This is a genomic window from Microbacterium sp. KUDC0406 (genome assembly GCF_021582875.1).
Taxonomy (GTDB): domain Bacteria; phylum Actinomycetota; class Actinomycetes; order Actinomycetales; family Microbacteriaceae; genus Microbacterium.
In genome coordinates this window covers 2,567,743-2,588,184 of record NZ_CP091138.1, presented here as the reverse complement: position 1 = coordinate 2,588,184, position 20,442 = coordinate 2,567,743, and the positions used below count along the sequence as shown (strand labels likewise).

17 protein-coding genes and 1 pseudogene are annotated in these 20,442 nt (G+C 68.7%); 11 read left to right on the top strand and 7 right to left on the bottom strand.

The annotated features are described in order from the left end of the window. Window positions 1-74: 74 nt before the first annotated feature. Together L2X99_RS12900 and L2X99_RS12895 are read left to right on the top strand one after the other, a co-directional pair. Window positions 75-2,486 carry a heavy metal translocating P-type ATPase gene (locus L2X99_RS12900; protein WP_236135210.1) on the top strand — a complete coding sequence of 804 codons (2,412 nt, stop codon included), beginning with the start codon at window positions 75-77 and terminating at the stop codon, window positions 2,484-2,486. 16 nt (window positions 2,487-2,502) lie between these two features. After that, window positions 2,503-4,666: pseudogene (locus L2X99_RS12895) on the top strand (copper-translocating P-type ATPase). 69 nt (window positions 4,667-4,735) lie between these two features. Here the strand turns inward: L2X99_RS12895 and L2X99_RS12890 are convergent. Genes L2X99_RS12890 through L2X99_RS12880 form a run of 3 tightly spaced genes read right to left on the bottom strand, consistent with a single transcriptional unit; the run spans window position 4,736 to window position 6,603 of the window. Further along, the gene (locus tag L2X99_RS12890; RefSeq protein WP_236126385.1) at window positions 4,736-5,323 is read right to left on the bottom strand and encodes a GNAT family N-acetyltransferase; all 588 of its coding nucleotides are present in this window, start codon (window positions 5,321-5,323) and stop codon (window positions 4,736-4,738) included. A 9-nt stretch (window positions 5,324-5,332) separates the two neighbouring features. Further along, window positions 5,333-5,992: a UdgX family uracil-DNA binding protein gene (locus tag L2X99_RS12885; RefSeq protein WP_236126386.1), complete on the bottom strand. Its 660-nt coding sequence runs from the start codon at window positions 5,990-5,992 to the stop codon at window positions 5,333-5,335. An 11-nt stretch (window positions 5,993-6,003) separates the two neighbouring features. Beyond that, window positions 6,004-6,603 carry an NADPH-dependent FMN reductase gene (locus L2X99_RS12880; RefSeq protein ID WP_236126387.1) on the bottom strand — a complete coding sequence of 200 codons (600 nt, stop codon included), beginning with the start codon at window positions 6,601-6,603 and terminating at the stop codon, window positions 6,004-6,006. Window positions 6,604-6,674: 71 nt separating this feature from the next. On the opposite strand from L2X99_RS12880, the gene L2X99_RS12875 reads away from it, so the two are divergent. Beyond that, complete coding sequence (locus L2X99_RS12875) at window positions 6,675-7,349, top strand: NADPH-dependent F420 reductase (RefSeq protein WP_236135209.1); 675 nt, start codon at window positions 6,675-6,677, stop codon at window positions 7,347-7,349. Between the two features lie 29 nt (window positions 7,350-7,378). Here the strand turns inward: L2X99_RS12875 and L2X99_RS12870 are convergent, their stop codons facing one another. Then, a complete protein-coding gene (locus tag L2X99_RS12870; RefSeq protein ID WP_442923448.1) occupies window positions 7,379-9,445 on the bottom strand; it encodes an APC family permease in 2,067 nt (688 codons plus the stop codon). Between the two features lie 61 nt (window positions 9,446-9,506). On the opposite strand from L2X99_RS12870, the gene L2X99_RS12865 reads away from it, so the two are divergent. Further along, on the top strand, window positions 9,507-10,274 hold the full coding sequence (locus L2X99_RS12865) for a VanZ family protein (RefSeq protein WP_236126388.1): 768 nt from the start codon (window positions 9,507-9,509) through the stop codon (window positions 10,272-10,274). Next, the gene (locus L2X99_RS12860) at window positions 10,226-10,561 is read left to right on the top strand and encodes a hypothetical protein (protein WP_236126389.1); all 336 of its coding nucleotides are present in this window, start codon (window positions 10,226-10,228) and stop codon (window positions 10,559-10,561) included. Before L2X99_RS12865 ends, L2X99_RS12860 begins: the two co-directional genes overlap by 49 nt. 70 nt (window positions 10,562-10,631) lie before the next feature. Here L2X99_RS12860 and L2X99_RS12855 read toward each other — a convergent pair whose 3' ends face one another. Beyond that, the gene (locus L2X99_RS12855; protein WP_236126390.1) at window positions 10,632-11,624 is read right to left on the bottom strand and encodes a siderophore-interacting protein; all 993 of its coding nucleotides are present in this window, start codon (window positions 11,622-11,624) and stop codon (window positions 10,632-10,634) included. Between the two features lie 41 nt (window positions 11,625-11,665). On the opposite strand from L2X99_RS12855, the gene L2X99_RS12850 reads away from it, so the two are divergent. The 6 genes from L2X99_RS12850 (at window position 11,666) to L2X99_RS12825 (ending at window position 19,258) form a co-directional block, all read left to right on the top strand. Then, window positions 11,666-12,541: an ABC transporter ATP-binding protein gene (locus L2X99_RS12850; RefSeq protein WP_236126391.1), complete on the top strand. Its 876-nt coding sequence runs from the start codon at window positions 11,666-11,668 to the stop codon at window positions 12,539-12,541. 88 nt (window positions 12,542-12,629) lie between these two features. Further along, the gene (locus L2X99_RS12845; protein ID WP_236126392.1) at window positions 12,630-13,661 is read left to right on the top strand and encodes an ABC transporter substrate-binding protein; all 1,032 of its coding nucleotides are present in this window, start codon (window positions 12,630-12,632) and stop codon (window positions 13,659-13,661) included. A 324-nt stretch (window positions 13,662-13,985) separates the two neighbouring features. Further along, window positions 13,986-15,986 carry an iron ABC transporter permease gene (locus tag L2X99_RS12840; protein ID WP_236126393.1) on the top strand — a complete coding sequence of 667 codons (2,001 nt, stop codon included), beginning with the start codon at window positions 13,986-13,988 and terminating at the stop codon, window positions 15,984-15,986. A gap of 452 nt (window positions 15,987-16,438) precedes the next feature. Continuing rightward, complete coding sequence (locus L2X99_RS12835) at window positions 16,439-17,464, top strand: tyrosine-type recombinase/integrase (protein WP_236126394.1); 1,026 nt, start codon at window positions 16,439-16,441, stop codon at window positions 17,462-17,464. Further along, window positions 17,454-17,801: a helix-turn-helix domain-containing protein gene (locus L2X99_RS12830; RefSeq protein ID WP_236135208.1), complete on the top strand. Its 348-nt coding sequence runs from the start codon at window positions 17,454-17,456 to the stop codon at window positions 17,799-17,801. The genes L2X99_RS12835 and L2X99_RS12830 overlap by 11 nt, the downstream gene beginning before the upstream one ends. A 47-nt stretch (window positions 17,802-17,848) precedes the next feature. Further along, window positions 17,849-19,258 carry a hypothetical protein gene (locus L2X99_RS12825; protein WP_236135207.1) on the top strand — a complete coding sequence of 470 codons (1,410 nt, stop codon included), beginning with the start codon at window positions 17,849-17,851 and terminating at the stop codon, window positions 19,256-19,258. A gap of 126 nt (window positions 19,259-19,384) precedes the next feature. Here L2X99_RS12825 and L2X99_RS12820 read toward each other — a convergent pair whose 3' ends face one another. Then, entirely contained in the window at window positions 19,385-19,999 is a 615-nt protein-coding gene (locus L2X99_RS12820) for a hypothetical protein (RefSeq protein ID WP_236126397.1), read from the bottom strand. A gap of 5 nt (window positions 20,000-20,004) precedes the next feature. Next, entirely contained in the window at window positions 20,005-20,430 is a 426-nt protein-coding gene (locus L2X99_RS12815) for a hypothetical protein (protein ID WP_236126398.1), read from the bottom strand. Between the last annotated feature and the right edge of the window lie 12 nt (window positions 20,431-20,442).

The window sequence follows — 20,442 nt, the reverse complement described above, 5'->3', positions numbered from 1 at the left end:
TCCGCTCCGGTCTCACTCATCGTGGGTCCTGAGCGCCTGACACCCGCATCCATCGAGACCGGAGCATCCGAATCATGAGCACCGCAGCAGCTGACAATCGCATCGAACTCGCCATCGGCGGGATGACGTGCGCGTCCTGTGCGATGCGCATCGAGAAGAAGCTCAACAGGCTCGATGGCGTCACGGCCACGGTCAACTACGCGACCGAGAAGGCGCAGGTCAGCGTCGACGGCGATGTCGACCCGGCGGTGCTCGTCGCCGAGGTCGAGAACGCCGGCTACACGGCGCAGCTGCCCGTGGCGCTCCCTTCGGCAGGCTCGGGGACCCGGAGTTCGGATGCTGAGCCCGTTGAAGCGCCGGAGCTGCGCTCGCTGCGGCAGCGCCTGATCGGCTCGGCCGTGCTGAGCCTGCCGGTGATCCTGCTGGCGATGATCCCCGCGCTGCAGTTCACGTACTGGCAGTGGGCGTCGCTGGTGCTCGCCGCACCGGTGATCGTATGGGGCGCCTGGCCGTTCCACCGCGCCGCGTGGGTCAACCTGCGGCACGGCGCCGCCACGATGGACACGCTGATCAGCCTCGGCACGTCCGCCGCGTTCCTGTGGTCGCTGTACGCGCTGTTCCTCGGCACCGCCGGGATGCCCGGCATGACGCACGGGTTCTCCTGGACGGTCACGCCGACCGACGGCGCCGGCAACATCTATCTCGAGGTCGCCGCCGGGGTGACCACCTTCGTGCTCGCCGGACGCTACTTCGAGAAGCGCGCCAAGCGGCAGGCGGGGGCCGCGCTGCGGGCGCTGCTCGAACTCGGCGCGAAGGATGTCGCGGTGCTGCGCCCTTCGACAGGCTCAGGACAGGCCCCAGGGGCCCGGACAGAGGCGCGCATCCCCGTCGAGGAGCTGCGCGTCGGCGACGAATTCGTCGTGCGCCCCGGCGAGAAGATCGCCGCGGACGGGGTGGTGGTGTCAGGGACCTCCGCCGTCGACGCATCCACGATCACCGGGGAGTCGGTGCCGGTCGAAGTCGAACCGGGGGATGCCGTGACCGGTGCCACGGTCAACGCCGGCGGCCGGCTGGTCGTGCGTGCCACCCGGGTCGGATCCGACACGCAGCTCGCGCAGATGGCGCGGCTGGTCGAGGAGGCGCAGTCCGGCAAGGCGGAGGTCCAGCGACTCGCCGACCGCATCTCTGGCGTCTTCGTGCCGATCGTGATCGCGGTCGCCGTGGTGACGCTCGTCGCCTGGGCGCTGATCTCTGCCGACTGGAGCATGGCCTTTACCGCGGCGGTCGCCGTGCTGATCATCGCCTGCCCCTGCGCGCTGGGTCTGGCGACCCCGACCGCGCTGCTGGTCGGCACTGGCCGCGGAGCGCAGCTCGGCATCCTGATCAAGGGACCCGAGGTGCTCGAGTCCACCCGCCGTGTCGACACCATCGTGCTCGACAAGACCGGCACCGTGACGGAGGGGCGCATGTCGGTGGCATCCGTCATCCCCTCTTCGGGAACGGATGCTGCCGAGCTGCTGCGCCTGGCCGGAGCGGTCGAGGACGCCAGCGAGCACCCGATCGCCCAGGCGATCGCGAAGGCCGCCGTCGCGGCGCCTGCGCCTCCGGTCGTTGAGCGACCGGAGCGGGACGAAACCTCTCCGGTCGTTGAGCGAGCGGAGCGAGACGAAACGTCCTCAGACGGCGTGGAGCGTTTCGTCTCGGTTGCTTCGCTCCCTCGCTCAATGACCAGGGGGCTGCGTGAGGTCGAGTCGTTCCAGAACGTGGAGGGCCGCGGCGTCACCGGCGTCGTCGACGGGCGCGCCGTGCTCGTCGGGCGGCTCTCGCTGCTCGAGGACTGGGCCATCCACCCGTCGCAGGACCTGCTCGCCGCGAAGGCGCAGGCCGAGGCGTCCGGTCAGACCGCGGTGCTCGTGGCCTGGGACGGCGAGGCGCGCGGCGTGATCGTCGTGTCGGATCGGGTCAAGCAGACCTCGGCCGAAGCCGTGGCCTCTTTCGTGAAGCTCGGACTCACGCCGATCCTGCTCACCGGCGACAACGAGGCGGCCGCCCGGCACATCGCCACGCAGGTCGGCATCGACGAGGTCGTCGCCGAGGTGCTGCCGGCCGAGAAGCTCTCGGTCGTCGCCCGGCTGCAGGGCGAGGAGAAGATCGTCGCGATGGTCGGCGACGGCGTGAACGACGCACCGGCGCTCGCGCAGGCCGATCTCGGCATGGCGATGGGCACCGGCACGGATGTCGCGATCGAGGCATCCGACATCACCCTCATGCGGGGCGACCTGCGCGCCGCTGCCGACGCGATCCGGCTGTCTCGACGCACGCTCGGCACGATCAAGGGCAACCTGTTCTGGGCCTTCGCGTACAACACGGCGGCGATCCCGCTCGCGGCGCTCGGCCTGCTGAACCCGATGATCGCGGGCGCCGCGATGGCGTTCTCGAGCGTCTTCGTGGTGGGGAACAGCCTGCGGCTGCGCCGGTTCCGCTGAGTGGGATGGGATGGACATGGACAAGCACGAGGGGCACGCCACGGGGTCGTTGAGCGAGCGAGGAACGAGCGAGACGAAACGGTCTCAGCATGCGCACGCCACCGGGTCGTTGAGCGAGCGAGGAACGAGCGAGACGAAACGGTCTCAGCATGCGCACGCCACCGGGTCGTTGAGCGAGCGAGGAACGAGCGATACGAAACGGTCTCAGCATGCGCATGAGGGCCACGCCGGCCACGGCGACCACGTCGGGCAGTTCCGGCGGCTGTTCTGGATCAACCTGATCATCGCCGTCCCGGTCGTCGCACTGTCGCCGATGTTCGCGATGATCCTCGGCTACGAGGTCCCGGGGTGGGCAGGGTGGATCGCCCCGGTGCTCGGCACGGTCATGTACGTCTGGGGTGGCCGCCCGTTCCTGACCGGTGCCGTCTCCGAGCTCAGATCCCGCAAGCCCGGGATGATGCTGCTGATCGCCCTCGCGATCACCGTCGCCTTCCTGGCCTCCTGGGGCGCGAGCCTCGGCCTGCTGCACCACGAACTCGAGTTCTGGTGGGAGCTCGCGCTGCTGATCGTCATCATGCTGCTCGGCCACTGGATCGAGATGCGCTCTCTCGCGCAGACCAGTTCAGCGCTGGACTCCCTGGCCGCGCTGCTGCCGGATGAGGCCGAGCTGGTGGACGGCACCGTGGTCTCCCCGACCGACCTGCGCGTCGGCGACGTAGTCATCGTCCGCCCCGGCGGCAGCGTTCCCGCCGACGGCCGCATCGTCGACGGCCGCGCCGACATGGACGAGTCCATGCTCACCGGTGAGTCCCGCACCGTCTCCGGCGGCACCGGCGACCCGGTGACCGCCGGCACCGTCGCCACCGATTCGGGGCTGCGCGTCGAGGTCACTGCCATCGGCGACGACACTGCGCTCGCCGGCATCCGCAAGCTGGTCGCCGATGCGCAGGCGTCCAGCTCCCGCGCCCAGCGCCTGGCTGACCGCGCCGCCGCCTGGCTGTTCTGGTTCGCGCTGGGCGCCGCCGGCGATCACCGCGATCGTGTGGTCTGCCATCGGGCTGCCGGATGAGGCCGTCATCCGCACCATCACCGTGCTCGTGATCGCCTGCCCGCACGCGCTCGGCCTGGCCATCCCGCTGGTCGTCTCGATCGCGACCGAACGTGCCGCCCGAGCCGGCGTGCTCGTCAAGGACCGCCTGGCGCTGGAGAGCATGCGCGACATCGACGCGGTGCTGTTCGACAAGACCGGAACGCTCACCAAGGGCGAGCCCACCGTCACCGGCATCGCGCCGGTCGCGGAGTGGACCGCAGACCAGGTGCTGGCGCTCGCGGCATCCGCCGAGGCCGACAGCGAGCACCCGCTCGCGAAGGCGATCGTGCGCGCGGCATCCGACCTCACGATCGCGAAGGCCACCGGTTTCGCCTCCTCGCCGGCCGTCGGCGTGACCGCGACGGTCGAGGGCCACGAGGTGCGCGTCGGCGGTCCGCGGCTGCTCGACGAGGTCGGCGCCGCCGAGGTGCCGGATGCCACGGACTGGCGCTCCGACGGCGCGATCATCCTGCACGTCGTGCGCGACGGCGAAGTGATCGGCGGGCTGAAGCTGGCCGACGAGATCCGCTCCGAGTCGCGCGAGGCGGTCGAGGCGCTGCGCGCGAAAGACGTCGAGGTGGTGATGATCACCGGCGATGCCGAGGCGGTCGCGCACGCCGTGGCAGCCGAACTCGGCATCGAGCGCGTGTTCGCCGGCGTCCGCCCCGAGGACAAGTCCGCGAAGGTCGCCGAGCTGCAGCGCGAGGGCAAGAAGGTCGCGATGGTCGGCGACGGGGTGAACGACGCTCCCGCGCTCGCGCAGGCGGATGTCGGCATCGCGATCGGCGCCGGAACGGACGTCGCGATCGCCTCGGCCGGTGTCATCCTCGCCTCCGACGACCCGCGTTCGGTGCTCTCCGTGATCGAGCTGTCGCGGGCCGGCTACCGCAAGATGACGCAGAACCTGTGGTGGGCGGCCGGATACAACCTCATCTCGGTTCCGCTCGCGGCCGGCGTGCTCGCACCGATCGGATTCGTCATGCCGATGTCGGTCGGTGCGGTGCTGATGAGCCTGTCGACGGTCGTCGTGGCGCTCAACGCCCAGACCCTGCGCCGCCTCGACCTGCGTCCTGACCGCCTCGGTCGTTGAGCGAGCGAAGCGAGTCGAAACGCCTGCGGTCGACCTGAGGGCGTTTCGTCTCGCTCGTTCCTCGCTCGCTCAACGAGCGGTGGGCGTCGGCCACTCCTCGGCGAGCAGGGCGTAGTCCAGGCCGTCCATCCATTCGCCGGAGCGATGCAGCGCGGTCCGGCGACTGGACTCCTCGCGGCGCATCCCGAGCCGCTCCATCAGCCGCCAGGAAGGCTCGTTGGCGGCGAAGCATCCAGCGTGCACCCGACGCAGGCCGAGGTCGCGGAAACAGGTGCCGATCACGGCGCGGATCGCCTCGGTCGCGTAGCCCTGACCGCCGTGCTCCGGATGCAGCACCCAGCCCAGTTCGGCCTGCACCGCGCGCGCGTCGTCGGCGACCTCCGCCTGGGCCCAGCCGTCTTCGATACGCACCATGATGTCGCCGATCAGCACGGGCTCCTCCTGCTCCCCACCGTGGAGGAGGTCGATCACGAACGTCATCGCGAGCCGGGCCGGGTCGGCGTGGAGCTCGTGGAACGCCTCGCTGCTCTGAGGAGCCCGGCCCAGCCAGCGGTTCACCTCGGGCAGGCGGCGGTACTCCCAGACGGCGTCGAGGTCTTCGGGCGTGCAGCGCCGGATCTCGAGGCGCGCAGTGCGGATCGGCCAGGGGTCGCTCATCCGCCCAGGCTAGTCCGGATCATGCACGTCCCCTCCGACGATCTCGGCCGCGCGCTGCAGGTCAGCGACGAACGCCCGGAAGGCGGCCTCACGCTCCGCCTTCTCGGGCATCCGCAGCAGGCTGGACGGATGCACCGTCACGATGACCGGGGTCGCCGAGGAGTCGGCGGACTCGAGCACGGTGCCGCGCACCGCTCCGATGCGCACATTCCTGCCGAGCACGGATCGGGCGGCGGTCGTGCCCATCGCGACGACGACGTCCGGCCGAACGACGGCGATCTCCGCCGCCAGCCACGGTCGGCAGGCGTCGATGTGCCCGACGGCGGGCTTCTCGTGGATGCGTCGGCGGCCGCTGCGCTCGAAGCGGAAGTGCTTCACGGCGTTCGTCAGGTACAGACCGTTCCGGTCCAGCCCCGCCTCGGCGATCGCGTCGTCGAGCCGGTGTCCGGCGGGGCCGACGAACGGCTCGCCCTCGAGGTCCTCCCGGTCGCCGGGCTGTTCGCCGACGAGCATCATCCTGGCCCTGGCCGGTCCCTCGGAGAACACCACCTGGGTCGCGTCCTGCCAGAGTTCGCAGCCGCGGCAGTCCGGCGCGGCCGCTCGCAGCGCCCTGATCCCGCCCCGCTCGGGAACCCACTGCCGTGCGCCAGGGCGCTCCTCGCCGGTCATCGCGACCATCCTCAGTGCATGACGTCCGGGTCGGAGTCGCCCATGTGCCCGGGGAGCGCGCTGGAGAGCACGCGCGCGACGAGCGCCGAGTACTCCTCCATGTAGTGCCGCAGGAACTGCGCCGTGCTCTCGTCCGACACAGAGCCGTCATCGCCGTAGATCTCGGGCTTGAACGTGATGTACGCCTCAGGCGAGTTCAGCTGAGGCGCATCCAGGAAGCTCAGCACGCCGCGCATCGACGATTGCATCACCGCCGTGCCGATCGCCCCGGTGGAGGCCCCGATGATGCCGGTGGGCTTGCGCGCGAACGAGTTGTGCCCCCACGGGCGGGATCCGATGTCGATCGCGTTCTTCAGGGCGCCGGGGATCGAGCGGTTGTACTCGGGCGAGATGAACAGCAGTCCGTCCGCACCCTCGATCGCCTGCTTGAACGCGGTCACCGCAGGGCCCGGGTCGTGCTCCTCGTCGCGGTTGTACAGCGGCAGGTCGCGGATCGGGATCTCGAACATCTCGAGGTCTTCCGGGGCCAGCCGGACCAGCGCCTTCGACAGCACCCGGTTGATCGAGTCGCTCGCGAGGCTTCCGATGAGGTATCCGATGCGGTAGGTCATGGCGTTGCTCCGTTCTCACTGGGGCTTCCAGGTCTACTCCCGACATCCGGCGGCGGCAATACGATCGAGTCATGATCGGCACGCTCGGAATCCTCGGTGCCGGGCGGGTGGGACTCGTGCTCGCGCGGCTCGCGGCGGATGCCGGCATGACCGTGCTCCTGGCCGGCTCCGGCGATCCGGCGCTGATCCGCTCGTCCGCACAGGGCGTCGGAGCGGTGGCGCTCACCGCGCGCGAGATCGCCGAGCAGGCGGATGCCGTCATCCTCGCGCTTCCGCTGGGCAAGCACCGCACGATCCCGGCGGATGCTCTGCGCGGGAAGCTCGTCATCGACGCGATGAACTACTGGTGGGGATCGGACGGCATCCGTCCCGAGTTCGATGACCTGCGCACCACGACCAGCGAGATCGTGCAGGCGCACCTGCCGGATGCCCGGGTGGTGAAGGCCCTGAGTCACATGGGATATCACGACCTCGAGGACGACAGCCGCCCGGCCGGATCCCCGGATCGCAAGGCCATCGCGATCGCCGGAGACGACCCCGCAGACCTGGAGACCGTCGCGCAGCTCGTCGACGCCCTCGGCTTCGACCCCGTCGTCGCCGGGCCGCTCAGCGCGGGGATCATGCTCGAGCCGGGTGCCGAGGCGTTCGGCGCCGACGTCGACGCCGTCGAGCTGCGCGCCATGCTCGACCGCTTCCCGACCTCCCAGCGCGGCATCCGCGTCGCTCGGGCCCGCGACGGCCACTGACAAGATCCCGGCTCGACGGTGGACCCCGCTCAGTCGTGCGTGCCGTCGTCCGGCGGTCCGACATCCCGATGCGCGCGGCGGCCGGTGGCCTGCGTGACGGGGCGGCCGGCGCGCTCCTGTCCGGGGACGGGGCGCGAGCGGCGGCCGTAGATCAGCTCGGACGAATCGAGCAGCCACGGCACCAGCGTGATGGTGACGCCGTGCACGAGCATGAGCTGGTTCGCCATGCGGCGGGCGCGGCGGTTGTGCAGCACGCTCTCCCACCAGTGCCCCACGATGTACTGCGGCAGATACACGGTGATCACCGACGGTCCGTGCTCGTCGCGGTACTTCCGGATATAGGCCTCGACCGGCTGCGCGTACGTACGGTAGGGGCTGTCCACGATCACGAGCGGCACCGGGATGCGGTGCTCCGCCCACTCCTGCTGCAGCTGCTCGCCGTCGTGCGGATCGGTCGCCACATGCAGGGCGACGGTCTTGTCGTGCCGGGCGGCCAGCGCGTAGTCGACGGCCTTGATCACCGGCTTCTGCAGCCTGTTCACCAGCACGATCGCGACGTCGCCCGCCGACCCGAAGTGCGTGGTGTCGTCGATCGCGATCTCGTGCTCGACGTCGCGGTAGTACCGCTTCACGCCGACCATCAGCAGAGCCAGCACGGGGATCGCCAGGAACACCAGCCACGCCCCGTGCGTGAACTTCGTGATGGTCACGATCACGAGCACCGAGACGGTCATGATCGCGCCGACCAGGTTCACCGTCATGCCCGTGTACACGTCGTGCGGTACGGGAACGCCGTCGGTCCTGGCGTCGCGGGCCAGGCGCCGCCAGTGCTTCACCATGCCGATCTGTCCCAGCGAGAACGACACGAACACGCCGATGATGTACAGCTGGATGAGATTGGTGAGGTTCGCCTGGAACACCACGAGCACCCCCACGGCGGCGATGCCGAGCAGGATCATGCCGTTCGAGAACACCAGGCGGTCGCCGCGGGTGTTCAGCGCCTTCGGCGCGTAGCCCTCGCGCGCGAGGACCGACCCCAGCAGCGGGAATCCGTTGAACGCGGTGTTTGCGGCGAGGAGCAGCACGCAGGCGGTCGCCGCCTGGATCACGAAGAACATGATGCTGCCCTGCCCGAAGGTCGCCGCTGCGACCTGTGCCATCAGGCTGGGCTGCGGAGTCGTGCAGTCGAAGCCGACCAGGTCGCAGGCGTTCTCGGCGTACTGCACGCCCGAGATCAGCGCCAGTGCGGTGAGGCCGGCGAACAGGCAGGCGGCGATCGAGCCCATCATCGCGAGCGTCGTCTGCGCGTTGCGGATCTTCGGCATGCGGAAGGCCGGCACGCCGTTCGACACCGCCTCCACGCCGGTCAGGGCGGAGCATCCGCTCGAGAACGCGCGCAGGATCAGCAGCACCATCGCCGCCTGCCCCAGACTGTCGGCATGCACCGTGTACGACGCGCTCGCCGCCACAGGCGCATCGCCGAAGGCGGTGCGCGCGAGACCCGAGATGATCATCACGAGCACGGAGCCGATGAAGATGTACGTGGGGATCGCGAACACGGCGGATGCCTCGCGCACGCCCCTCAGGTTCACGATCACGATCAGGATGACGAATCCGACCGCCAGTTCCACGCGCACCGGGTTCAGCCCCGGGACGGCCGAGATGATGTTGTCGACGCCCGACGCGATCGACACCGACACGGTGAGGATGTAGTCGACCAGCAGCGCTGCCGCCACGATCACCGACGGGATCTCGCCGAGGTTCTTCTGCGTCACCTCGAAGTCCCCTCCGCCCGACGGGTACGCCTTGATGATCTGCCGGTAGCTGAGCACCACGACGATCAGCAGCAGCACGACGGCCGCCGCGACCCAGGGGCTCAGAGTCAGGAACGCCGTGCCGCCGATCAGCATGATCATCAGCATCTCCTGCGGCCCGTAGGCCACCGAGCTGAGCGCGTCGGAGGCGAAGATCGGCAGTGCCATGCGCTTGGGCAGCAGCTGCTCGTCGGCCGCTTCAGAGGTGAGCGGTTCCCCCAGCAGCAGCCGCTTGGCGGTCTGCTCGGCGGGGCGTTCTTCACTTGCCACGAACGGCGACACTACGCCTGCGGATGCCGCCTTGCAATCCGGCAGCCTGAGCCCGGGAAAATAGACTCGTCGCATGCAGGATCAGATCGTCCTCGGCGTGCTCGCGATCGTGGTCGGGCTGGCCATCGGCGTCGTGCTGTTCGTGCCGTTCGTCATGGTCAGCTACCGCCGTCGCGGGCGGCTCTCCGCCGGACGCCTGCTGCTCTGGCTGGCCGCGCTCATCTACTTCTGGGCCATCTGGACCTACACCCTGCTGCCGCTGCCCGACCCCGACACGATCCGCTGCGTGGGTGCGATCACCGATCCGATGTCGGTCGTGCGGGACATCCGCAAGGCGATCTCCGAACCGGGCCGCACGATCACCAACCCGGCGATGCTGCAGCTGGTGTTCAACGTGATGCTCTTCATTCCGCTCGGATTCTTCGTGCGGGTGATCGGCGGTCGCGGCATCCTCGCCGCGCTGCTCGTCGGGTTCGGGCTCTCGCTGTTCATCGAGACGACCCAGCTGACCGGCGTGTGGGGCCTGTACCCGTGCGCCTACCGGTTCTTCGACGTCGGCGACCTGATGACGAACACCACCGGCGCCGTCCTCGGCGCGGTCGTGGGTCTCGTCGTGCCGCGCGCGTACCGCGGCATGAGGCCGGCGCCCGATGCCGGACTGCCGCGGCCGTCACCCGCGGACGCCGTGCGCTGGCGATGCTGTGCGACGGGCTCGGCTTCTGGTTCGTCACGGTCGGCGTCTCGATCGGTGCGCAGCTGTTCATCGGCTACGTGCTGCACGACAGGCAGACGATGGTCGACGGCGTGGTCGCCGGCTTCATCGGCACGGCCAGCGCGGTGATCCTGTGGCTGGTCGTGATCCTCGCGACGGGCAGGTCGATCGGTGATCTCGCCGTGCAGCTGCGCTACACCGGAAGCCGGATGCCGCAGCTGCCGGCCCGGCTGCTGCGCTGGGTCGGCGGCATCGCCGGGCTCTCCGCGATCGGACTGCCGGGCGGTCTGTTCGGCGCGCTGTCCTGGCTGCTCACGGTTCTCGCATGCGTGATGCTGTTCTTCACCCGCGACGGCCGCGGGCTGCCCGGCATCCTGTCCGATCAGCAGCTGCGCGACGCTCGCGAGCCGCGCTGACCTCGAGACTGCACGCCCGCGCCGAGAAGTGGGCGTACCACCGCGGTCTCGGCGCGGGCGTGCAGTCTCGTCAGGAGGCCTCGGCGCGGCCGGTCCGCCAGTAGCCCATGAACGCGACCGACCGGCGGTCGATGCCGAGGTCGCGCACCAGGTGCCGGCGCAGAGCGGTGATCGTGCCCGCCTCGCCGGCCAGCCATGCGTACTCCGAGCCGGATGTCGCGTCGGGGACCTCCCAGAGGATCTCGTCGGTGTCATCCTCCTCGGTCGCCCCGCGAGCGGTGGTCGTTGAGCGAGCCGAAGGTGAGCCGAAACGCAGAGACGAAACGTCTTCAGTCGCCGCAGCGCGTTTCGTCTCAGTCGCTCCGCTCCCTCGCTCAACGACCAGGGCGCGCCGCTCACCCCACGCGCGCACGGCGGCGGTGAGGCGCTCGCCGTGCGGGGCGCCGTCGCGTCCGAGCCAGTTCACGCGGACAGCATCCGGAGCGTCCAGCGGCAGAGCATCCGCCGCCGTCGGCACCTCGACGAAGACCTCGCCACGCACATGGGCGGGCAGCGACTGCACGATCGCGCAGATCGCGGGAGCCGCGGTCTCGTCGCCGGCGATGAGCACGGTGCCGGCGTCGCCGGGCTTCCATTCCAGTCCGCCGCGCTCGGCGGCGCGAGCATCCGGTCCGACGATCTGCACGACGCTGCCCGGCTGCGCAGCACTCGCCCAGGCGGATGCCGGGCCCTCGACTCCGTGCAGGACGAAGTCCACGTCGATCTCGCACTCATGCGGCCGTGCCGCACGCACCGTGTACGTGCGGATCGGATTGCGCTTCTCGTCGGGCAGTGCCCGCCACTGCTGGTACCAGCCCCCGCTGAAGCCCTGCTCGTCGAACTGACCCACGTCGGTGATCGTCCCGTCGGCGAACGGGAGGATCAGCTTGATGCGCTGGTCCAGGCCGTCGGTCGCGAAGTGCACCAGGTCGGGACCGGTGAGAGTGATGCGCGTGAAGTTGGGGGAGAGCGCGGTGACTCGGCTGACGGTCGTGGAGAAAGTGCGGTAGGCGGGGTAGCTCACCTCTCTACTATAGGTTAGGCTTCCCTAACGTGAAGGATCGCGTGACTCTCCGAACCCCCTTCGCCGACGAACTGCGCGGCGACGACCTCGTGCTGAGCTACGGCCGCACCGAGGTCGTGCACGGCGTCTCCCTTCACCTCGAACCCGGTCTCGTCACGGCGCTCGTCGGCCCGAACGGCAGCGGCAAATCCACCGCACTGCGCGCCCTCGCCCGCCTGCACGCCATCGATTCCGGCACCGTGACGGTGAGCAGCGGGCGCGTCGCGCCCGAGACGGATGCCCGCGACGCGGCATCGCTCTCGGCGAAGGACTTCGCCCGCACCGTCGCGATGCTGTCGCAGTCACGGCCGCACCCGTCCGGGCTGGAGGTGCGCGACGTCGTCGCCTACGGCCGGCACCCGCACCGCAGCCGGTTCTCCGGCTTCGCCGATGCCGACCGATCGGCCATCGCCCGCGCGCTCGAGCTGACCGGTCTGGCCGAGATGGCCGACCGCCCCGTCGACGAGCTCTCCGGCGGCGAGCTGCAGCGCGTCTGGCTTGCCACCGCGCTGGCGCAGAGCACCGGCATCCTGCTGCTCGACGAGCCGACCAACCACCTCGACCTGCGCTATCAGATCGAGACCCTCGATCTGGTGCGCGACCTCGCCGACCGGGGCACGGCGCTCGGTGTCGTGCTGCACGACCTCGATCACGCGGCCTCCGTCGCCGACCGGGTCGTGCTGCTGCACCGCGGCCGGGTGCACGCGGCCGGCCTCCCGCGGGACGTGCTGACCGGCGAGAACCTCACCGAGGTGTACGGCCTGCGGATCGACACCGTGCTCGACGCCGACACCGGCCGGGTGCGCGTCATCCCGAGGGGGCGCCACCACGAACGCGGGGCGTCCGTGCCTTCCCCCAGCATCCGCACACCCGCCTGATCACGTCGTCTCACGGCCTCGACGACACGGAGGGGCCTCGACGCACCTTGCCCGACAACGACTTGCCCGTCCACGTAAAGGAACCCGAATGAAGAAGCCCCTCGCCGCCCTCGCCGTCCTCGGCGCCCTGACGCTCGCGCTCGCCGGATGCGGCACCACCTCGGTCACCGAGCCGACGTCGTCGAACGCTCCTGCCGCGTCGGGTGACGGCTGCGCCGACGTCACGACGTCGACCGGACCGGTGTCGCTGACCGACGCGTTCGGTCGCACCGTGAAGCTGGAGAAGCCCGCCGAGCGGGTCGCCGTGCTGGAATGGCAGCAGGTCGAGGATGCGCTGACCCTGTGCGTCACCCCCGTCGCCGTTGCCGACGCCGACGGCTACCGCACCTGGGACACCGCCGAGGAGCTTCCCGAGGACGTGAAGGATGTCGGCACCCGCCAGGAGCCGAACCTCGACGCGCTCTTCGCCACCAAGCCCGACCTCGTGATCGTCGAGGCCTACACCCGCGACGACGCCATCATCGGCCAGCTCGAGAAGTACGGCGTCCCCGTGCTCGCCACCCTCGGCGCCGACGCGAAGGACCCGGTGAAGCAGATGCTCTCGACCTTCGACCTGATCGCCCAGGCCACCGGCCGTGAGGACCGCGCGAAGGACGTCACCGACGAGTTCGAGAAGCACCTCGCCGAGGCCAAGGCAGAGGTCGCGGATGCTGCGCCGACGAGCACAGACTTCGTCTACATCGACGGCTGGGTCGACGGCGGCAACGTCTCGATCCGCCCGTTCGGGCAGGGATCGCTGATCGGCGAGCTCGGCGAGGCCGTCGGCCTCACCAACGCCTGGACCGGTGAGGTCGACGAGGCCTACGGCCTGGGGCAGACCGACATCGAGGGCATGACGACGATCGGCGACGCCAACCTGTTCTACACCGGCACCGAGGACACGGAGTCGGACAACTTCATCGACGCCGCGAAGAAGAACCCGGCGTGGGCATCGATCCCCGCGGTGAAGGACGACCGCACCTTCGCGTTCCCGGCCGGGATCTGGACCTTCGGCGGCCCGCGCTCGGCCGAGCAGATCGTCGACGCCTTCGTCGACGCTGCCAAGTCTCTCGGTCGTTGAGCGAGCGACGAAGGAGCGAGACGAAGCGCCCAAGCCTCTCCAGGCATCTCACCGCGTTTCGTCTTCGGCTCGTTCCTCGCCTTCGCTCAACGACCCGGTCCGTCGCCCCGCGGTCGTTGAGCGAGCGACGAAGGAGCGAGACGAAGCGCCCAAGCCTCTCCAGGCATCTCACCGCGTTTCGTCTTCGGCTCGTTCCTCGCCTTCGCTCAACGACCCGGTGGGGGCTCGGATGTCCGTCGCTCCGCTCGGAAGGTTGTTGAGTAAGTGAACGCGTTGAGCAGTGAGGTGCAGGATGCCGTCGGCGTCCCATCGAAGGATGCCGGAATGCCTGCCGCCGCGAAGCTGACTGCTGCAGGTGTCATGGGCGCGCTCGTCGTCGTGCTGCTGGGGGTGTCGGCGTGGCACCTGACGCAGGGGACCAGCGGGGCGGTGTGGCCGGAGGCGGACGTGCTCTGGGGGTCGCGCGTGCCGCGGCTCGCGGCGGGCGTCGCGGTCGGGTTCGCGCTCGGGGTCGCCGGCCTGATCATGCAGTCGCTGTCGCGCAACGCGCTCGCCTCGCCCGACACCCTCGGCGTCACCGGAGGGTCGTACTTCGCGGTGACGGCGGTGGCCGCGTTCGGCGTCTCGGTGCCGTTCTGGGCGTCGGGGATCGTCGCCTTCGCCGGCGGTCTCGTCGCGGCCGGCCTCGTGCTGGGGCTCGCCGGCGGGGCGGGCACCTCGACCACTCGGCTGGTGCTCGCGGGCTCGGCGCTCGCCATGGCGTTCCAGGCAGGCACGGCCACCATGCTCATCCTGTTCGAGGAGCAGACCAAGGGTCTGCTGGCCTGGGGCAGCGGCAGCCTGTCGCAGCTCGGGCTCGAGTCGTTCCTGCGCGCCGCGCCCGTCGTGGTGATCGCGACCGTGCTCGCACTCGTGATGTCGCGCCGCTTCGACGTGCTGGCGCTCGGTGATGACACGGCGTCGTCGCTCGGAGTGCCGATCCGCTCCACCCGGGCATCCGGCATCCTGCTCGCCGTCGTGCTCACCGCGACCTCCGTGACGCTCGCGGGCCCGATCGGGTTCATCGGCCTGTGCGCTCCGGTGCTCGCCCGGCTGCTCTCGCGCGTCGTTCCCGCACTCGGCAAGCATGCGCTGCTGCTGCCCACCTCGGGACTCATCGGCGCGATCGTCGTGATCGCCGCCGACGCCGTGCTGCGGATGCTGATCGGCGCCGAGGGAGCGCTCGCCGTGCCGACCGGCGTCGCGACCACCGTGCTCGGCGCGATCGTGCTGGTGATCATGGCGCGCCGGCTGCGCGACTCCGGTCCCACCCGTCAGCCGCCGACCATCCGGTTCCGTGCGCGCGGTGCGGTGCGGTACCGCGTCACGCTGCTGGTCGGTCTCGCGGCGCTCGTCGCCGTGGTGATCGGCGGACTGCTGCTCGGCAGCACACCGCTGCTCACCGGCGACATCGTGCTCTGGCTGCAGGGGCTGGCGCCGCCGCAGATCGGCTTCGCACTGGATGAACGCGCTCCGCGCGTGATCGCCGCCGTGCTCGCCGGGGCCGCGCTGGCCGTGGCCGGCGGGATCACACAGGCGGTCAGCCGCAACCCCCTCGCCGATCCCGGGCTGCTCGGCATCACCGGCGGTGCCGGACTCGGCGCGGTGCTCATCATCACCGGCGCCGCCGCCTCGACGTTCGGGATGCTGGTGGCGGCCGTGACCGGAGCACTGCTGGCCTTCACCCTGGTGTACCTGCTGGCCTGGAAGGGCGGTCTCGGCGCCGACCGGTTCATCCTGATCGGCATCGGCGTCTCGTACGGTGCCACCGCTCTGACGACCTTCGTGCTGCTGCGCAGCAACCCGTGGGACACCCCGAAGATCTACACCTGGCTCTCGGGTACCACCTACGGGCGCATCTGGGAGCAGGTCATCCCGCTCGCCATCGTGCTCGTCATCGTGCTGCCGTTCGTGCTGACCCGGCGCCGCGAGCTCGACGTGATGGCTCTCGACGAGGACACTCCGCGTCTGGTCGGGGTGCGCCTGGAGCGGGTGCGCCTGGCACTGCTGGTCGCTGCCGCAGTGCTCGCTGCGCTCAGCGTGGTCGCCGTCGGCGTGATCGGATTCGTCGGGCTGGTGGCTCCGCACGCCGCCCGTGCCCTTGTCGGCGCGCGCAACGCCCGGGTCCTCCCCGTGGCGGCGGTGCTCGGTGCCGTGCTCGTGGGCGTCGCGGATGCGATCGGCCGCACCGTGCTCGCTCCCGCGCAGCTGCCCGCGGGTCTGGTCGTCGCCCTGATCGGCGCCCCGTACTTCGTCTGGCTGCTCTGGCGCTCCCGCGATGCGTAGCGGCGGCATCCCGACCTGTTCGAACGCTGTCTGCATGGATGCCGTCGATGTGTGGTTGATGCGCGATGGACGACAGACCAAGCAGTATCGACATCAGATGCATCACTTGCTTGCGATTGCATGGTGGATCTGGAGTTTCTAGGTCGTGGCAGGAGGCTCGGCGGGAGCTGGCCGCCGAGCCCAGGAGTGGATCACGGTCGGCGTGGCTGTCGCTTATGGTTCCGACAAGGGTGATTTGGCCATCAAGTCACCTTCTTGCCTGCCGGGGCGGTGCTTCAAGAACGTGTCCATCAACCTCTGCGGATGCAGATCATGGAGAGCAGTTGCAACAATGATGCAACTACTGCAACCATGGAGGCGTGCGTTCTGGTTCAGATGATGATGGTCGCTCTTCGCTGCGGCTGACAGGAAATGTCGTCGCCCTCGATGAGGGGAAGTACGTCTTCGAGTCGATGCTGGATGGCTGGGCAAACCAGCAGACCAGTCGCGGTTTGCAGGCGACCACCATCGATTCGCGTCGGCGGTTCATCGAGGATTTCGCGGTGTTCTGCGCGGCGTACCCGTGGCAGTGGCAGCCGCGGGACCTCGAGGACTACTCAGTGCGCGTGCGCCCCGGCAAGGGGCCCTTGAAGCGGTCAACGATTCGGGGGTATCAGACGAGGATCCGCCTGTTCTGCGACTTCCTCACTGACCCGCGGTACGGCTGGCAGGCCGAGTGTCTGGCTCGGTTCGGGGATGCGCCGCAGCAGATCTGCCATGACTGGAACACGATCTCGCACCTGCTCGACTATGAGGGAGATCCGGGGCGCCGTGCCCTCACCTTCGACGAGCTGGAGCGGTTCTTCGAGGCTGCGGATGCTCGGGTCGAGGCGATCGTGCGAGCCAGGAGGAAGGGGGCGCTTGCTGCGCTCCGGAACGCGCAGATGTTCAAGACCATCTACGCCTTTGGGCTGCGGCGATCCGAGTGCATCGGACTCGACGTTGCCGATCTGCGGTCGAACCCGGTGGCCCCCGGGTTCGGGAGTTTCGGAGCGGCGTATGTCCGGCACGGGAAGGGCAGTCGGGGCACCGGTCCGAAGCGACGGACCGTGCTGACTCTGCCCGAGTTCGACTGGGTCGTTGACGGCCTCACCCATTGGGTGGACCAGGGCCGGCCGCGGGTGGTCGGTGATTGGGAGACGGACATTCTCTGGCCGACGGAGCGCAAGACCAGAATCGGTGGCCGCTATCTGAACGACCGTTTCGCCGAGCTGCGCGACGAGGCCGGACTTCCGGAAGAACTTGTTCTGCACTCGCTGCGGCACACCTATGTGACGAACCTCATCGAGTGGGGCTACAGCGAGAAGTTCGTGCAGGATCAAGTGGGCCACACGTTCGCCTCGACCACCGCGATCTACACGTCTGTCGGGGACGACTATAAGAACCGGGTGCTCGCCGATGCGCTCAAGAGGAACACGGAGGACCGTGATGACAATTGACTCGAAGGGGCCGATCGACTGGCACTTGCGCGCTCTGATGGCCGAGGCTGGGATGTTCCAGACCACGGAGCTGCTCGCGCCGCTGCGTGAACAGGGCATCGTCCTGTCCCGCGAGCAGGTGTATCGACTGGTCACCAAAGCACCGGAGCGGTTGAACGTCGAGGTGTTGGCTGCTCTGTGCCGCATCTTCGGATGCCAGCCGAACGACCTCATCACCGTCACGGCGCAGCCAGCAGCGGCGAAGAAGACCGGCACCGGGCGGGGGCGTGACACGGCGATCGGGGACCTTCGTCCGGTGCGCGCGCGGCTTCATCGCCCCGCCGATCCCGGCCGATGACGGCGGCAGTGCCGTTGCGGTCCTGTGACCGCTGCGGCCGTTCAGCCGTGGGCCTGTACTCCCTCCTCGGCGGGAAGATCTGCAACGTCTGCTACAGCGCCCTCCGACGGAACCCGTCTGAGTGCCCGTCGTGCGGGAACATCCGAGTCCTCGCCTTCATCACTGATGAAGGCGTGATCACCTGCGCGGCCTGCGCCGGCCAATCGCCCCGATTCGCGTGCCGCACATGCGGCAGCGAGGAATTCCTGACCGGAACTCACTGCGGCCGCTGCAGGCTGCAGGCGCGTCTGGACGAGCTCATCGGCACCGCGGCAGAGGCGCCGATCGAGCTGATCAGGCTCCGCAAACACCTCACGAAGGCTCCGATGGACCCGCGCTCGATTGTCCGCTGGCTCCGGCGACAGCATGTGACTGAAACGTTGAGAGGCATGGCAACGGGTGCACTGCCTCTCGACCACTCGGCACTTGATCTTCTGCCGCAACGGCCGTCAACGCGCTACTTCCGGCGTCTGCTCATCGAGGCCGGTGTGCTGCCGCAGATCCACGTGTTCCAGCACGAGCTCACTTTGCACGTCGCCGCCTTGGCGGCCACGCTCGAGCGCCCCACCGGAAACAAGCTTCGCCGCTTCTACAGATGGGCCATCCTGCCGAAACTGCACCGCCGCTACCGAGACCATGGTCGCGACCTATCCTTGGAAGCCTTCCACGGACAGCGGAGCCATCTCGCTGCGGTCGTCCGGTTCCTAACCTGGATGGATGCCAGAAAGCTGACCGTCGGCGACCTGGAACAGCGCACGCTTGACCTCTACATCGCCCGCGTGAAGACGCGCGAGCCTGTGGAGCACTTCGTGCGGTGGGCGACCCGATCACGGTTGGCCGGCGATCTCAGCACAAACGTCCGCGCCGCCCGGAACACGATGTCAAACATGACCGAAGAGGAGCTGTGGAGTGGCATCGACCGTCTCCTCGATGATGAGGACATCGAGCTGGAAGTACGCGTCGCCGGCCTCTTCGTGCTGCTCTATGCCCAGATACTCGGCCGCGCCGTCAGCATGACTCGCGATCAGGTTGACGCCACAGCGGAGCGGGTGACAGTGCGGTTCGGTATCACCCCTGTTGTGCTCGACGACGCGGTCGGCAACCTCGTCCGCAGACAACTCTCCGCGCCACCCCGGCGCGGCTATGCCGCAGGGGACTCAAGCTGGCTGTTCGAGGGACTCTCACCCGGCCGTCACATGACTGCGGCCTACATCCGGCTGCGCCTCACGGAGATCGGGATCCGCACGCGCATCTCCCGCGAAACACGCATGAACCTGTTGGCGATGCGCATGCCCGCAGCGGTGGTTGCCGACGTCATCGGGATCGGCAACCACACCGCCGACCGTCGAAAGAGCAGGGCCGGCGGATCTTGGGCGGCCTACCCGAACCTTCGATCTCGAAGTTTCGGCTCTGACTGATCCTGGGGTTCGCGGGTACGAGGGACTTCGCCCTCGCATGACCGCGCACACTGCCTACGCGGCCCCTTAGGTAGAGAACGACGACGAACTTTCATCATCACGTAGGCTGCAGTGCAGCGTAGCGGCTCAATCGATAACTGTGACGGACGGGAGGTTCGGATAGAGCTTTTGCGCTTCCGCGCTGGTGCACTCTCGTGCTGCTTCTCTCGTGGAGAAGTCATCGTCTATGACGGGCGATATTTCCGCCAAGTTCCTGCCGTCGGCGACCCCCGGATGTCCTCCGTGGTCGAGGCAGGACAGGACTGCGGTCCTAAGTGCCCGATCCATGACTTGCTCGTGGGTTGACTGAAAGGCGGACGAGGTTGGCTCCCAGTATTTGGATTCGCAGGCTGCCGTGTCTGAAAGAACCTGATCCTCCGCGCGACCATTTCCGTAGTAGACGAACTCGTAAGTGATTCCGGTGACCGGGCTCAGGACCGGCTCGCTGAACCCGTACCCTTTGGACTCGACGCACTCGCGAAGAGCAGTCAGAGCTTGCCAGTACTCGTCCTCGGTGATCTCACCATCCGACAAGATCTCAGCCTGCTCACGGTTCCCCTGCTTGTCCTGGTAGTCAGAAATCGCCTTGATCTTCTCGGAGGTGAAGGGCACATCATCCTGGGGAGAACCGGTGTCGGCGACACAGGATGATAACGCGACGGCGGCGACGCAAAGAACGATGGTCGCCGCCGCCTTTCGCATCCGACTCACGTGTAACGGGTGAAGTCGCAGTTGTAGAGGCCAGCTGCAACATAGACGCACAGCTGGTGCGTGCCGTAGAGCGTGCCATTCCCGCTGAGCGTAGTGCTAACATACCCGCCGGTCGACGTCTTGGTGGATCCGTAAACTCCGCCGCGGTTGAGCCTGATGGTGTCCATGAGGTGCGTGACACAGATGACGGAACCGTTCTTGGTCCAGCCTGTCTTGCTCGGGGTGAGTGTTTCCCCAGACCAGTCTGTCTGCGTGCACGAACCAGGAGTGACCTTCTGCGTGAAATGTCCTTCTGCCATGGCAGGCGATGCACCGAAGAAGGCGACCATCATGACCACGACGGTCGCCACCAAAGCGGTGAGGGCGCGGCTTCGGCGCGTTCTTGGGTGATGTTGGTAAGTGGAGAACAATTCTGCGGGCATGACTACCTCCTC